We start from the raw sequence: 14,754 nt of genomic DNA, 5'->3' as shown, positions 1-14,754 counted from the left end.
CGGACGCACAAGAAAGCGAACGTCCTAATAGGAGGGTTGTGCGGACGAATCTCGCCAAGATCAGCGTCGCTCAGGCCGCTGGCTTCGCGCAGAACGGAGGCGTCGCTTAAGGCGTCGGGCGTCGCTCAAGGCCTGGGGCGTCGCGGACCGTCTCGGACCTCGGCGTCGCTCAAGGCCCGGGGCGTCGCGGACCGTCTCGGACCTCGGCGTCGCTCAAGGCCTCGGGCCTCGCGCACAGCCTCGGGCGTCACTCAATGCCTCGAGCCTCGCGCACAGCCTCGGGCGTAGCGCACCGTCTCAGGCCTCGCTCAGGCGGACGGACCGAGCACCAGTGTCGGCGGCACGAGATGGTCACCCGGGGTGCGGTCGGGCGCGAGCACGTCGGCGGCCGCCAGCCGGCCGAGCCGCTGCAGCTCCAGGTCGACGGTGGTGAGCCGGCGGGTGCTCTGGTCGAGGACGACACCCTCCCAGTTGTCGACGCCGACCACGGCGACGTCCTCGGGCACCCGGAGCCCCCGCGCTTGACAGACGCCCAGTACGCCCAGCCCGATGTGGTCGTTGCCGCAGAACACGGCGTCGACCTCGGCGCCCGAGTCCAGCAGCGCGGTCATGGCGTCGGCGCCCGAGTCGCTGGCCCACGTTCCGAACCGGGTCGGCCCGGCCTGCTTGAGCCCGGCCGCCGTGAGCTCCGCGCGCATCCCGCGCTCTCGCAGCTGGACCGCGATGCTGCCCGCTGTCCCGGTGATGTGCGCGATGCGGGTGCGGCCACGCTCGATCAGATGCCGGGTCGCCAGCCGCCCGGCACCCTCGTTGTCGGGCAGGTAGACGACGTCCTCGCGATGGTCCGACGCGGCGAACGCGTACGTCACCGGCACCCCGAAATGGTGCGTCACCGACGGCGACACCCGTTCGTGGCCGTCGCCGACGACGAGCAGTCCATCGATGCGGCGGGCCTGCAACGCCCGGATGCTGTTGGTGATCTCGCGTGGCACGAGCAGGTCTTCGTCGAACACCAGCGAGGCCTGCTGGAGCTCGCCCAGCTGCAGGACGGCCCCAATGAGCACCGGACCGGCGAAGGTGCTGGCCGCCCGGTAGGTCAGCACGCCGATGGTCCGGCTGCGGCCGAGGGCGAACGAGCGGGCCAGGGCGTTCGGCTGGAAGTCGAGCCGTTCGGCGATCTCGCGGACGCGCGCCCGGGTCTCCTCCGAGATCCGGTCGCCCCCGTTGAGGGCCTTCGACGCAGTGGACAGCGACACGCCGGCGATCGCCGCGATGTCGCTCAGCCGGATGTTGCGGTCCGAAGGCATGAGTCGAAGCATACCGGCGAGAAGCCGTTGACAGATGTCTGGGCCCCGCGCAAAATCGCCTCCATGCGAAACCGCTTTCGCATGCATGATCCGTCCATCTCACCCTCAGCATCGCGATCATCTGACGCTCTATGAGGAGTGCTCATGCCCGTCTTTTCCGAAAGGCCGCGTTCCCGCACGGCGCTGGCTCTGCTGTCCTGCCTGGCCGCCGTCGTCGCACTGACCGCGCTGCCACAGGCCGCAGCCGCCGGCACCGGCCCGGTGGTCGTCGGCGACTTCGAGAACGGCACCAGCCCCTGGTTCCCTGTCACCTCCGGCGGGGCCACCGCCACCCTCGGCACCACGGCCGACGCCCCGGCGAGCGGCCTCGCCTCCGCCCGCGTCCAGGCGACGGTGCCGAGCGGCACGGTCGAGATGGTGCGGTCGGTCGCGTCCCTCGACCTCCAGCGGCTCGACCTTTCCGTCCGCAGCGCCGAACTCACCGGTCTCGTCCTGCGCCTCGTGGACAGCACCGGCCAAGCGCATCAGCAGACCCTCGCGCTCATGCCCGGCACCAGCTGGCAGCGGCTTTCGGTCACCACTTTCGCCGGAGGCACGCAGTACAGCCACTGGGGCGGCGCCAACGACGGCGCGTGGCACGGACCGCTGACGAAGATCTCGCTGCTCATCGACTCGTTCCGGATCAAGCCCGGTCCGGTGGTGACCCTGGACGTCGACGACGTCGTGGTGCAAGGGCCACCGCCCGCCCTGGCGATCCGGCCGACCACCCTCGGCAACGCCTTCACCGCCGGGAACGTCGTCTCCTTCGGTGTCGACACCGCCGCGACCTCCCTGAGCTGGACGGCACGCGACGCGTACGGAGCTGTCGTCGCGACGGGTTCGGGCACTCCTGCCCAGCTCGGTGGCAATATCTCGCTAGGCACGCTGCCGGCCGGCTGGTACACCGTCTCGATCGCCGCCGTCCAGCCTGACGGCACGACCGTCACCGGCGGCACCGACATCTCGGTGTTGGCCGCCAGTACGCTGCGCGAACGGCGTATCGGCGCGTCCACCCATTACGGCGGCACCTGGCCGGCCGCGTCCGCTCCGCTGCTCGGGGAGGCGGGCCTCGGCTTCGCTCGCGACGAGGCGTACTGGTCGGAGGTCGAGCAGACCAAGGGTGTCTACGCCTTCCCCGGCCGGGTCGACAACGCCGTGACGGCGCTGCGCGCCAACGACGTCGACTCGCTGCAGATCCTCGACTACGGCAACGCCCTGTACCACCAGGGCGAGGCTCCGGCGACCGACGAAGGGCGCGCCGGATTCGCCGGGTACGCCCTGGCCTCGGCCGACCACTTCGGCACCGCACACGCCGCATACGAGGTGTGGAACGAATGGAACATCCGTGACGTCAACGGGCCGGCTGGGGCCACGCCACAGAACTATGTGGCGTTGCTCGCCGCGACGGCCGCGAAGGTGAGAGCCGCGCATCCAGACGCCGTGATCGCCGGGCCGGCGCTGGCGCCGATGAACGACTGGCAGACCTGGCTCGACGGCTTCATCGCGGCAGGCGGCTTGAACTACCTCGACGCCTTCACGACGCACCCCTACAACTTCACCGCCGAGCCGGAGGTCTTCGAGGCGCACGTGGCGATCCTGCGGCAGAAGTTCGCCGCGGCCGGACATCCTGACCTGCCGATCTGGTTCACCGAACAGGGCTGGTACACCACCGCGAACGCGCCCGGCGTGACGCCCGCAGTCCAGGCGCGCAACCTCGCCCGCGCTCAATTGCTGGCGCTCGGCGACGGCATCGGCAAATACACCGTCTACGACTTCAAGGACGACGGCACGAACCCGGCCGACCCCGAGCACAACTTCGGGATGATCCGCAACCAGTCCGACACCCGGGGTGCGTACGCCCCGAAGCCCGCGTTCACCGCCCAAGGCGTGCTCACCCGCCAGACGGCCCAACGCCCGGTACGCAGCGTGCTGTCGTTGGGTGCCGGCCGCTACGGCGTCGAGTTCGGCCCGCGTACGGGCGAATCGGCCGACACGCGGATGCAGGCGCTGTGGGCGTTGGCGCCGCAGACCTGGAGCATCCAGGCGACCGGGCCGGTCACCGTCACCAACCTCTACGGCGGCACCACCGTGATCGAGCCCGACGTCACAGGCCGAGTACACGTCTCGATCGGCCCCGAACCGGTTTATCTGCAGGGCGTCCTGGGGCCGGTCACCGTGACCTCGCCGTTCTCCCTGACGGTGACCGAGGCGGTCGGCGGCGTGGCGCCCGACGCCACCTGGCACATCGCCAATACGGGCAGTTCAGCGCGGACTCTGTCGCTCGTCTCCGAGGAGCTGACCACGCAGGCGACCGTGGCCGCCGGTACGACGCAGGATGTGGCCGCGCAGTTGGCTCCGGCGCCGGTCGGGCCGCGTACGTGGGCCGCCGTCGTGCGGGAGGGGGATCACGCCATCGGGGTGCTGACCGCCGCCGCCCTTGTGCTGCCCGCCTTGCAACTGACCGGTACGCACGCGTTGAGCGCCACCGGAGCCGACGTGCTGCGCCTCAAAGTCCTCAACCGAAGCAGTCACGAGGTACGCCTCGACGGCGTCGACTGGACCGTCGGCTCGGCGAACGGCACGGTGCTGACCGGGGTTCCGGTGGGCGGTGGAGCGACCGTCGTGCAGGACGTCCCGCTGACCACGTTCGGGTCGTGGTCGGCGACCGTGTCGGGACCGTCGACGGACACCGCGACGGGTGTGATCGCCTCAGCTGGCACGGTCGCGACAGACGTGCCGTTCCAGTCCGTGGTGGTCGACGGCACAGTGGATCACGACGTGCAGGAGCTTCCCGCACAGAGCCTCGGCGCGGCCGAGCAGACCGTCACTGGATGGGGCGGCCTGTCCGACTTGAGTGGAAGCCTGTGGATCACGCACGACGACAACCGCCTCTACGTGACCGCACGGATTACCGACGACGTGCACAGCCAACCGGCGAGGGACGCCTCCATCTGGCAGGGCGACAGCCTCCAGCTCGGATCCTCACCGGGCTGGCCCGGCGAAGGCGGCCAGCCCGTCGGTGAAATCGGCACCGCCCTGACCGACGCCGGACCGGTCGATCTGACCCGCTGGCTGCCGGTCAGCGGCGGCACGGGAGGCGTCGCGAGCGCGGTCAAGCGCGACGAGGCGGCGAAGACGACCACCTACGAGCTCGCGGTGACTTGGGCGGCGTTGGGCGTCGACCCGAACGACCGCGTTCTGGCCGCCACCGTCGCGGTCAACGAGAACGACGGCTCGGGTCGGCGCGGCTGGAGCAGCTGGGGCAAGGGCGTCGCCGAGTCGAAGAATCCAAGCCTGTTCCGGGCGTTGCGGCTCATGCCGCCGGGCGGCGACGAGGTCGACCTCTCCATCAGGGCCGCCTCGGTCTGCCTGCCCGCCGGCAGCGCGGTCCGGGTGGAGGCGACGAACCGGGAGGCGTTCGCCGCCGCGATCCGCATCACCACGCCATGGGGCACGAAGGACTTCCGCGACGTGCCACCGGGTACGCAAGTGTCGCAGACGTTCGCAGCCGATTCGGTGTCGCTTCCGCCCGGCAAGGTGACCGTCGACGGTTCGGTGGTCGACGCCGACGGCCGGCCGGCGTATCAGGTCCGGCGTGTCCCGTATCCGCCGCTCATCTGCCCCTGACCGGCCTCCCCGCGAAACACAGCCGAGCGGCGGCGGAGCAGGCCCGCCGCCGCTCGCACCTGTTCAGCAAAACCGAGATGGAGTGCATGGCATGACAACCGCAACGAGCTCGACCATCACGGCCGACGTCTGCGTCTACGGCGGCACGGCGGCCGGCTGCGTCGCCGCGATGACGGCGCGCCAAGAAGGCGCGTCGGTGATCCTCGTCGAGCCCAGCCGCTGGCTCGGCGGCATGCTGAGTTCGGGCATCAAACCCCGGCAGGACTGCCCGATTCCCCCTGCGGTCGGCGGACTGACCAGCTCCGTGATTCTCGAGCTCGGCGACGATCCGCTGGACATCAGGCGCAGGTTCCGCACATGGCTCGAAGACACCGGCATCACCGTCGTCTTCGAACGCCGGGTTCGCTCCGTCCGGCGCGACGGCAACCGGATCGCCGCCGTTCAGCTCGAAACCTCACACCCCGACCAGTGGGGCGTGCCCCTGCCGGCATCGGAGTCCGTTCTCGACGCCGTCGTCGAAGCCACGATGTTCATCGACGCTTCCTACGAGGGTGACCTGATGGCGGCAGCCGGGGTTTCCTATCGCACGGGACGGGAGTCGGCGGCCGCCTTCGGCGAGAAGGTCGCCGGCGTGCAGGCGGTCACCAACTGGACGCCCATCGACCCCTACATCGTGCCGGGCGACAGCACGAGTGGGTTGCTCCCCCACGTCGAGGCCGATCACGGTCGTCCGCTCGGGGCCGGCGACGACTACACCCAGGCGTACAACTACCGCTTCTACGTGACCACCGATCCCGCTCGCCGGGCCGAGATCACCCCACCCGACGACTACGACCCGCACGACTTCGAGTTGGTCCGGCGCTACGTCGTTCACCAGCGCGGCGATCTCGAGGCGTTGCGGGGCATCTTCCCCGGCTGGCTCAACTCAGCCGAGTACAACTATCAGCGCTCGTCCTTGATCAGCAACGCTCCGCTTGGGGTGAGCCGGGCGTACCAGGACGGAGACTGGGACGAACGGTCACGCCTCTGGCGGCTGCACATCGACTACCTTCGCGGTCTGCACCATTTTCTGTCGACGGATCCTTCCGTGCCTGCGCAGTTCCGCGCCGAGACGGCGGCGTACGGCGTTGACGCGGCCGTGTTCCCCGAGACCGGCGGCTGGCCGCCGCAGCTGTACGTGCGTGTGGCGCGACGGCTCGACGGGCGCTACACCGTCACGCATGACGACGTGCTGAACCGCACAGACCCGGGCGACAGCATCGGCCTCGCCCTGTTCGGGGTGGACGTCTATCCGGTCCGGCGAATCGCGTGCCCCGACCCTCAAACCGGTCAGGTCGGCGTCGCGACCGAAGGCGACATGTTCATCGGCGGCCACCTGGGCACCGGCAAGCCGTATCCGATCCCCTACCGCGCGGTCACGCCGAAGCAGGCCGAATGCGGCAATCTCTTGGTGCCGGTCTGCCTCTCCGCCACCCACATCGGTTACGCCGCCACTCGCATGGAACCGGTCTTCTGCGTACTGGCCGAATCCGCGGCCGTCGCGGCCGTGCAATCCATCGACCGGCAGATCGACGTCCAAGATGTGGACATTCCCAGCCTCCAGTCTCGGATCCTGCAGCGAGGTCAGCGCATCACGTGGGCGTAGGCTCCGACGGCCATGCGAGCGTGTCGTCCGCGGTGCGCCCAACCAGGGCGTGCTGGTTCACGCGGTCGCCCTATCCTTCAGGTCCAGCCGAACGGAGTCATCGGTCGCCTGGGCAAGCGTCGGCGCTTCGGCGTACCAGCGAACGGGATCCGGGCCGGCCGCGGCGTACAAGGCGGTTCACGAAGGAACCGTGAGACGCGACGGCCGGCACCGGATCCACGTCGCCGGGGATGGCCGCTCAGAGCGCGGGTGACGGCCCATCCTCGCGCGGCTCAAGCCCGACCGTGCTCGGACGTCGCGTTTCTCTCTCATCCCTTACCGACGAAGACGAAGACCGATTCCACCGGCCCACGACCATGCTTCGCGCGACGGATCACCGCGTAGCCGGACCCGACCGTCGCCAGCAGCAGGAATCCCAACGCCGTGAGCGTCGCCCAGTCCGGCCGCACCAAGGGCTGCGCCCGCAGTGCCTGCCAGGTCAGCAGCACCAGCATGCCGGCATAGCCGCTTGCCGCGACCCAGACCAGACGGCCCGCGACCCGCTCTCCGAACCGCCGGATGAACAGTATCGACAGCAGCGGCAGCAGCTGCAGTGCGTGGATGCCGATGAAGTGCGGAATGCGCAGGTCGCCGCCGGTCGTGCTCCAGGTCAGAAACGGCAGCCCTGGTCCTCCGTCCGGAACGCCGACACTGTGACCGCCGACGATCGCGAGGTGCTGACCGGCGTCGATGGCGGCTTGTTGCTCGGCGGTCGGCTTCACCATCAGCATGCCCAGGGCCAGCCCGATCACCGTGATCACCAGTCCGAGCCGCAGCGCCAGCGTCACGGCGCGGCCACCCAGCCTTTGGGTCATCGCCAGAATCGTGATGGCCAACGTCGCACCCCACAGTGCGTAGATGGTGAAGGCCATCACGATGGTGAAGTCGGTGTCCAGCGGCGTCGACTGGTTGAAGTGGAGCATCCGGCCGCGGTAGCCGATCTGGACGAAGATCAGGGCTATCTCGATGACCAGACCGGCGGCCACGACCGCCCCCATCGCCCAGGTCGTACGCGGTGCACGCCGAGTCACCGAGAGCAGCCACGACAGCGTACCGGCGTAGATGGCGAACGAGATCGTGAACTTCAACGGCTTGAGCCAGATCGGGGCGCCGACCAGGACCCGATCGTCCAGCATGAGCCCCGCCGCCGCGACCACGCTGAGTCCGGCCATCAGAAACGCGACGACCAGCAGCGGACGGTGCCAGCCCTGGGGGGTGACGGTGATTTTCATGATCACAAGCTTCGCCGTCAGGCGCGTTCACCAGAACATGGCAGCCTCGCAAAATGCCTGCTATGGCTAGCCCTACCTCGACTTCTCGTGGACGGTAGCAATGCTGAAGCGAGTGATGCTACGCGCGGGTGTGCATACTGCCATCACGGATCGGTGGCGTCGGCGGCTCTCGTGCTTCGGATGGCTGGCTGTACGGCCAGGCCGCGGCGGTGATGAGCGTGGTCGTGGCGGCCAGCCGGGTCGCCGGTCGAGGTAGGCCAGCCAGTCCTGGACCTCCGGGAACGTAGGACGGCATCGATGCGTCCCAGCGACATGATCGGGACTCCAAACGCGACAATCCACTGACGATCGTGGCGTCGATCGCCACCGTGGTCGCCGCCATGTGTCTGCTCGGGCCGCTGTTCGCGGTGTCTGGCATCGCAGCCGAGCACCGACAGCCCAGTCCCAAACGGTACGCGCCGATGATTGACAATCTCTTCCTCGGCGCCGACGTAGCGGTGGCGCGCGTGGCGGCCTCCATCGCCCGCTGGCGCGTGCCTACCCCAGCCGTGGGCGGATCGTCGACGCGCTCTGCCAGTTCAACATTCGCTGCGGCGACTCCGGCCTACCTGAACTCGAACGGCTCGCGACCACGGTGCAGATTTGGTGGCCAACCCCCGCGTTCCTACAGGCAAGATCACCAACGCCGGGTCGGAGGGCACCAACCGGGTGATCACGACCGTTGCCCCGGGACGCCTACGGATGCCGCAACTCCGTCAAGCAGCGGTTACGCACCCGCTGCGCCACAAACCGGCGAACCCCCGGTCACCTGGACCCCCGCGAAATTTCGTTGAGCCCATCTGGATCGCCGCTGGGCAATACAGAACACATTGGAATGTAGGCTGCATTCAGCCTGCGTTTGAGACCAGCAGACAGGTGGAGGCGACCCCTTCGATGATCCGCACTTTCGACGTCCCCCGTCGAGTACGGAGTCTGGCGTGAGGAGCAGCATCACATGGCGGTGTCATTCGGTGAGTTGCTTCGGACATACCGCAAGTCGGCAGGCCTGACTCAGGAGCAGCTCGCTGTGCGAGCGTCGATCAGTAGTCAGGCGGTCGGCTCGTTGGAACGAGGCACCCGAAGATTTCCACACCAGTACACGATCACCCGCCTGGCTGATGTCCTCGGGCTGACCAGCGAGCAACGGTCGGCCTTCGCCGCCGCGGCGGCCCGCCGGCCGGCGCCCATCGGAAACGGGGGGCCGGGCGACGCTCAGCAACCGGTTGGTAGCGAGGACTTGCCAACGACGGTCGCCGGATCGGCAGGCGGTGCCGTCCCGCGCCAGTTGCCGCCGCCGTCGGCGCTGACCGGTCGCGACGCGTTGATCGCCGAGGTGAGAGAGGAGATTCGTCGGGCTGACCCGGCCGGGCCGCGGACTGTCGTGCTGGTGGGCCTGGGCGGGATCGGCAAGACTGCGGTGGCGCTTGCCGTCGGACACGAACTACTCGGCGACTTCGCCGATGGCCAGCTTTTCGCAGATCTGCGTGGTATGCAGGACGAGCCGGTCGATTCGCATGCCGTTCTCGGCCGGTTTCTGCGGGCACTGGGCGTCTCATCCGCCGAGGTGCCGGAGGACCGCGATGAGCGGCTCGCTGCATACCGCAGCCACCTTGCCGGACGACGGATGCTCCTGGTGCTGGATGACGCAGCTGCAGAGGAACAAGTCCGGCCGCTGCTGCCCCCGGCCGGTGGCAGCGCCACGATCGTCACATCCCGACGGCAGCTTGGGGCGTTGGGCTGCACCGCGCGGTGGACCGTTCCAGCGCTGGCCCCTGAGGACGCGCTGAGGCTGCTGGCCCGCATCGCCGGGTCTGAGCGAATCGCCGCTGAACCGGCCGCCGCCGGCGACGTCGTGGAGGCGTGCGGCCACTCCCCACTGGCGATCTGTGTCGCGGCCGGCCGGCTGGCGGTGCGGCGTGATTGGAGTATCGCTGAGTTCCGCCGCCGGCTCACCGTTGAACACGGGCGGCTGGACGCGCTGTCCGTCGGCGACCTCGACGTCAGGGCCAGCATCGGGCTCAGCTATCGGGCGCTCGGCCCGTCTCACCAGCTGCTGTTTCGCCGGCTGGGACTGCTGTGGGCGCCGGAGTGGCCGGCCTGGGTGGCCGATGAGCTCGCTGAGCGGTCCGCCGATCCGTTGTTGGACGAACTCGTCAACTTGCACCTCGTCGAGCCGGTCGGCGTTGATACAGCTGGTCAGCAGCGGTTTCGCCTGCATGACCTGGTCGCTGACTTTGCCCGGGAACGAGCTCTGAGGGAGGATCCCGACGGCGATCGCGATCGGGTGATCGCCCGCCTCCTGACGGCCTGGCTCGCGCTTGCCGGCGTGGCCGACGACGGGTTCGGCCACGGATACGAGTTCGGCAAAGACTTGCCGGTCGGACCGGTCCCGCCGCGCGCCGTCGCGACAGTGCAGGCCACGCCGGCTGACTGGTTCGAGGTTGAACGGGCCAACCTGATCGCGGCGGTGGGTCACGCCTGCCGGTCGGATCGCGGCGACCTGGCGGGTGGACTCGCGTTGCGTCTCGCCGGCTTTCTCCGGGTTCGGGGCTACCCGGACGAACGCACGGGAACCCTTCGCGCCGCGCTGGCAGTCGCACGGGCGAGCGGACAGGACCGCCTGTGGCTGCGCCTCGCGCAGGCGCTGTTCTCGGCATACGTCGACAGCGATCGCGATGCGGAGGTGCCCGCACTGACCGCGGAGCTGCTGACGGTGGCCAGCGCGCTGGGCGAACGGGATCTCGAGATACGAGCTCTGCAGCAGGCCGCGTTGTACGCGAAGCGCCGCGGCCGGCTCACGGAGGCGATCGAATTGTACGAACAGGCCATCGTCGCCGCCAGCAGTGCCGACGCGTCCCTGCTGCGGCTCACTTCCGCGTTGTCCGGTGCGGCGACCGTCCACACGGAGGCGGGCCGACCGGAGCTTGCCGAGCCGCTGTCTACGCGAGCGGTGGCGATCCAGCGGACCGCGGGTGCTCCCTTCCAGACTGCGATGCGCCTTCTCACCCACGCCGATGTGCTGGCCGACCTCGGCCACGACGACGCAGTTGAGGATGCCCTCACGGAGGCGTTGACCATCTTCCGGACGACCGGGCACGAGGGCGCGGCCGCTTTCGCCGAGAACCGGCTGGGTGACCTTGCGGTGCGCCGTGGTCGGTGGACCGAAGCCGGCACGCTGATCGGCCGAGCCTGCGCTGAGTTCGAACGGCTCGGCGACTGGGGCAGCGCCGCGTACGCATTGCGGTCGTTGGCCGATCTCGCTCTGGCGCGGGATCGGCCAGGCGAGGCGATCGGACCGCTGCGGCGCGCCCTGCAGACCTGGCAGCGGCTTCGACTCCCATTGGAGGAGGCACGAATACACGCCCGTATCGACCGCGCTCTGACCCTGCTCGGCGACCCCGAGGCTAGAAGGCACCGTGCTGAGTGTCACCGCATTCTGCTCGATCTAGGGCTCGACGAACGATGCCTACGGCTGCGTACGGTGAGCCCGACCATTCGGGCCACACGGCAAAATCGCGCATAGGGCTGACCTTGGTGGCCCGCCCTGTGACCGGGCGGCCCGTTCGGAGGGGGTGTGGCGGCTCTTGGGGGTTCTGGGAGCCGCCACACCGGGTGTTACATGACGAACGGGTATGTGCTCCAGCCTTGGCCGAGCTGTTTGCGGGTGGTGGTGGACAGGGCGAGGTTGTTGTTCGGGTAGTACCAGAGGTCGCCGGTGCCGTCGACGCCGATGACGTCGGCGTGCTCGTCGCCGGAGAAGTCCGAGGCGAAGACGTGCTTGAAGGTGCCCCAGCCCTGGCCGAGCTGCTTACGGGTGGTCGTGGACAGGGCGAGGTTGTTGTTCGGGTAGTACCAGAGGTCGCCGGTGCCGTCGACGCCGATGACGTCGGCGTGCCCGTCACCGGAGAAGTCAGCGGCCATGACCTGTTTGAACGTGCCCCAACCCTGGCCGATCTGCTTACGCGTGGTGGTGGACAGCGCGAGGTTGTTGTTCGGGTAGTACCAGAGGTCGCCCGTAGAGTCCACGCCCAGGACATCGGCGTGCCCGTCACCGGAGAAATCGGCGGCCATGACGTGCTTGAACGTGCCCCAGCCCTGGCCGAGCTGCTTACGGGTCGTGGTGGACAGCGCAAGGCCGTTGTTCGGGTAGTACCAGAGGTCGCCCGTAGAGTCCACGCCCAGGACGTCGGCGTATCCGTCGCCGGAGAAGTCGGCCGCCATGACGTGCTTGAACGTGCCCCAGCCCTGGCCGATTTGCTTGCGCGTGGTGGTGGACAGGGCGAGGTTGTTGTTCGGGTAGTACCAGAGGTCGCCGGTAGAGTCGACGCCGAGGACATCCGAATGCCCGTCACCGCTGAAGTCAGACACCGTCCCCGTTAGACGCGACGAACTGCCCAGGTTCCACAGGGCGTTGACGATGATCTGGGCGTCACTCACCTGGACCGAGTACCGGTCCGGATAGGCGGAGCGCTGGATCGATTGGCAGATGTCACCGATGTTGCCGGTCGTCCACCCGTTGTTCGGGTAGAGGTTGAGCATTTCGGTGAGGAACCGGTTGGTGGCCCAGACCGCGTCGATGCGTTGCGTCGCACTGCCCCACCCCGACCGCTGCTGGTAGAGACCGATGCTGTCGAGGTCACCGCCGTTCAGGTTCTGCAGGTGTGTCTCCACGATGACGGTGGTCACCGCGATGACCGCAGCCCGGGAGGAGAGTCCCCTCGCCTTGACGGTCTGGGTAATCACCCGGGCGCACGAGGTTTCGTAGGCACCCATGTGGCCGCGCATGTCCTTGGTGAGTTGAGTGTTGAGCTGTTGGCCAATGCTCAGGTCCTGGGATGTCGGTCCGCCTGGGTCGCAGGGACGCAACTCGATGGCGTACGCATCGGGTGCGTAGACCAGAACCGCCAGAGCCACGCTGACGGTCACGGTAGCCAGGCCGGAAACTATCTTGCTGATGGTGCGTTTCACACAGCACTCCTCGGAATAGGCACAGCCGCACAGGAAAGTGGCGGCGAAGAATGGAAAGCCAGCGCATGACGGTCAGGATCGGGCCCAGCCGCTCTGTCGCTTCAGCGGAAGGGGTGTGGCGGCTCTTGGGGGTTCTGGGAGCCGCCACACCGGGTGTTACATGACGAACGGGTATGTGCTCCAGCCTTGGCCGAGCTGTTTGCGGGTGGTGGTGGACAGGGCGAGGTTGTTGTTCGGGTAGTACCAGAGGTCGCCGGTGCCGTCGACGCCGATGACGTCGGCGTGCTCGTCGCCGGAGAAGTCCGAGGCGAAGACGTGTTTGAAGGTGCCCCAACCCTGGCCGAGCTGCTTACGGGTGGTCGTGGACAGGGCGAGGTTGTTGTTCGGGTAGTACCAGAGGTCGCCGGTGCCGTCGACGCCGATGACGTCGGCGTGCCCGTCACCGGAGAAGTCAGCGGCCATGACCTGTTTGAACGTGCCCCAACCCTGGCCGATCTGCTTACGCGTGGTGGTGGACAGCGCGAGGTTGTTGTTCGGGTAGTACCAGAGGTCGCCCGTAGAGTCCACGCCCAGGACATCGGCGTGCCCGTCACCGGAGAAATCGGCGGCCATGACGTGCTTGAACGTGCCCCAACCCTGGCCGAGCTGCTTACGGGTCGTAGTGGACAGCGCAAGGCCGTTGTTCGGGTAGTACCAGAGGTCGCCCGTAGAGTCCACGCCCAGGACGTCGGCGTATCCGTCGCCGGAGAAATCGGCGGCCATGACGTGCTTGAACGTGCCCCAACCCTGGCCGATTTGCTTGCGCGTGGTGGTGGACAGCGCGAGGTTGTTGTTCGGGTAGTACCACAGGTCGCCGGTAGAGTCGACGCCGAGGACATCCGAATGCCCGTCACCGCTGAAGTCAGACACCGTCCCCGTTAGACGCGACGAACCACCGCAGTTCTGGCTGACGTACGTCTCCACGCCGGTGGCATAGTCGAACGGGTCACCGTGGAACGAGGCCGGCCGGATGTAGTCCGGGTAGCCCTCCCCGCTGCCGCGGTTGCGGTACTCGAAGTGCAGGTGCGGACTAATGCCGGGGCTGTTTCCGTCGGTGTTGCCGACGGTACCGATCGTCTCGCCCTGGGCGACTGAGTCGCCGTTGTGCGCAAACTTGGTATCGAGGTGGGCGTACAGGGTGGAGTAGCCGTTACCGTGGTCGATCTCCAGGTAGTTTCCGTAGTCCGAACTCTCGCCCCCCTCCCACCTGATCGTGCCCGCCGCCGCGGCCAGCACCGGCTTCCCCCGGTCCTCTGCGCCGGACGACAGGTTCCAGTCGATCTCGTAGTTTCTGTGCTTGTTGCTGTCGCCAGAGTTACCTGTCCACGAGGTACCGCAGGTAAATGGGAGCTCGAGATAGGGGCCCGCAGCACTCGCCGGCGACACGACCACCATCATCGACGCGGCGAGCGCCAAACCCACCGCCGGGGCGAGTACGCCGAATTGTGAACGAAGACGCATCTGACTCCTTCCGAAATTGCCTAACTGCCGGATGCAGCACTACAGCGACTGGTTGCAGATCACCTGGAGGAAAGGTTTGCCGCCGCCAGACCTAGGGCGGTGGCGCGCCCGAAACACCGGTGGCTGTGTGGCGATCACCCATCGAAGCGGTGATCTTCAGTCGCATGGCTGCAGAGTCTGGCTCGCACGGTGTCACACGGAACAGCGACAACCCACACAGTCGACCTACACATTTCCAATGTGGCGGCAGTGCGGCTCGACGGGGGACTGTAAGACGAACGGTGTAAGTCCCTCTCAAGGGAGCACCGATGGTCGATGTAGAACCCACGGTCGTTGATGACGACGTGGCGAAGGGAAA

Annotated in this window: 7 protein-coding genes and 1 pseudogene; 4 read left to right on the top strand and 4 right to left on the bottom strand. The window is 68.0% G+C overall.

Features of this window, described 5'->3' with window-relative positions; translation table 11 throughout:
• Positions 1-308: 308 nt before the first annotated feature.
• A complete protein-coding gene (locus AB0H43_RS27390) occupies positions 309-1,307 on the bottom strand; it encodes a LacI family DNA-binding transcriptional regulator (RefSeq protein ID WP_360003850.1) in 999 nt (332 codons plus the stop codon).
• A gap of 144 nt (positions 1,308-1,451) precedes the next feature.
• Here AB0H43_RS27390 and AB0H43_RS27385 point away from each other — a divergent pair, with 144 nt between their 5' ends.
• Both AB0H43_RS27385 and AB0H43_RS27380 read left to right on the top strand, forming a co-directional pair.
• A complete protein-coding gene (locus AB0H43_RS27385; RefSeq protein WP_360003849.1) occupies positions 1,452-4,973 on the top strand; it encodes a hypothetical protein in 3,522 nt (1,173 codons plus the stop codon).
• A gap of 91 nt (positions 4,974-5,064) precedes the next feature.
• Complete coding sequence (locus tag AB0H43_RS27380) at positions 5,065-6,618, top strand: FAD-dependent oxidoreductase (RefSeq protein ID WP_360003847.1); 1,554 nt, start codon at positions 5,065-5,067, stop codon at positions 6,616-6,618.
• A 308-nt stretch (positions 6,619-6,926) separates the two neighbouring features.
• Here AB0H43_RS27380 and AB0H43_RS27375 read toward each other — a convergent pair whose 3' ends face one another.
• Entirely contained in the window at positions 6,927-7,889 is a 963-nt protein-coding gene (locus tag AB0H43_RS27375) for a hypothetical protein (RefSeq protein ID WP_360003845.1), read from the bottom strand.
• A gap of 994 nt (positions 7,890-8,883) precedes the next feature.
• Between AB0H43_RS27375 and AB0H43_RS27370 the strand changes: the two are divergent.
• Positions 8,884-9,069 (top strand): annotated as a pseudogene (locus tag AB0H43_RS27370) (helix-turn-helix transcriptional regulator); the annotation flags it as partial.
• Between the two features lie 180 nt (positions 9,070-9,249).
• Positions 9,250-11,451, top strand: a complete 2,202-nt coding sequence (locus AB0H43_RS27365; RefSeq protein ID WP_360004360.1) for an NB-ARC domain-containing protein — start codon at positions 9,250-9,252, stop codon at positions 11,449-11,451.
• A gap of 92 nt (positions 11,452-11,543) precedes the next feature.
• Here the strand turns inward: AB0H43_RS27365 and AB0H43_RS27360 are convergent, their stop codons facing one another.
• Together AB0H43_RS27360 and AB0H43_RS27355 are read right to left on the bottom strand one after the other, a co-directional pair.
• The gene (locus AB0H43_RS27360; protein ID WP_360003843.1) at positions 11,544-12,896 is read right to left on the bottom strand and encodes a VCBS repeat-containing protein; all 1,353 of its coding nucleotides are present in this window, start codon (positions 12,894-12,896) and stop codon (positions 11,544-11,546) included.
• Between the two features lie 156 nt (positions 12,897-13,052).
• A complete protein-coding gene (locus AB0H43_RS27355) occupies positions 13,053-14,396 on the bottom strand; it encodes an FG-GAP-like repeat-containing protein (protein WP_360003841.1) in 1,344 nt (447 codons plus the stop codon).
• Positions 14,397-14,754: the final 358 nt, after the last annotated feature.

Origin of the sequence: Hamadaea sp. NPDC050747, assembly GCF_040654195.1 — a bacterium.
In the GTDB taxonomy this organism is placed as follows: domain Bacteria; phylum Actinomycetota; class Actinomycetes; order Mycobacteriales; family Micromonosporaceae; genus Hamadaea.
Note: the sequence above shows the minus strand (reverse complement) of the source record. Positions and strands in the feature narration are given on the sequence as shown.

What these genes read in the sequence shown, in the direction of transcription:
- AB0H43_RS27385 (WP_360003849.1), top strand. Translation starts at nt 1,452, where the DNA reads ATGCCCGTCTTTTCCGAAAGGCCGCGTTCCCGCACGGCGCTGGCTCTG.
- AB0H43_RS27355 (WP_360003841.1), bottom strand. Translation starts at nt 14,396, where the DNA reads ATGCGTCTTCGTTCACAATTCGGCGTACTCGCCCCGGCGGTGGGTTTG.
- AB0H43_RS27380 (WP_360003847.1), top strand. Translation starts at nt 5,065, where the DNA reads ATGACAACCGCAACGAGCTCGACCATCACGGCCGACGTCTGCGTCTAC.
- AB0H43_RS27390 (WP_360003850.1), bottom strand. Translation starts at nt 1,307, where the DNA reads ATGCCTTCGGACCGCAACATCCGGCTGAGCGACATCGCGGCGATCGCC.
- AB0H43_RS27375 (WP_360003845.1), bottom strand. Translation starts at nt 7,889, where the DNA reads ATGAAAATCACCGTCACCCCCCAGGGCTGGCACCGTCCGCTGCTGGTC.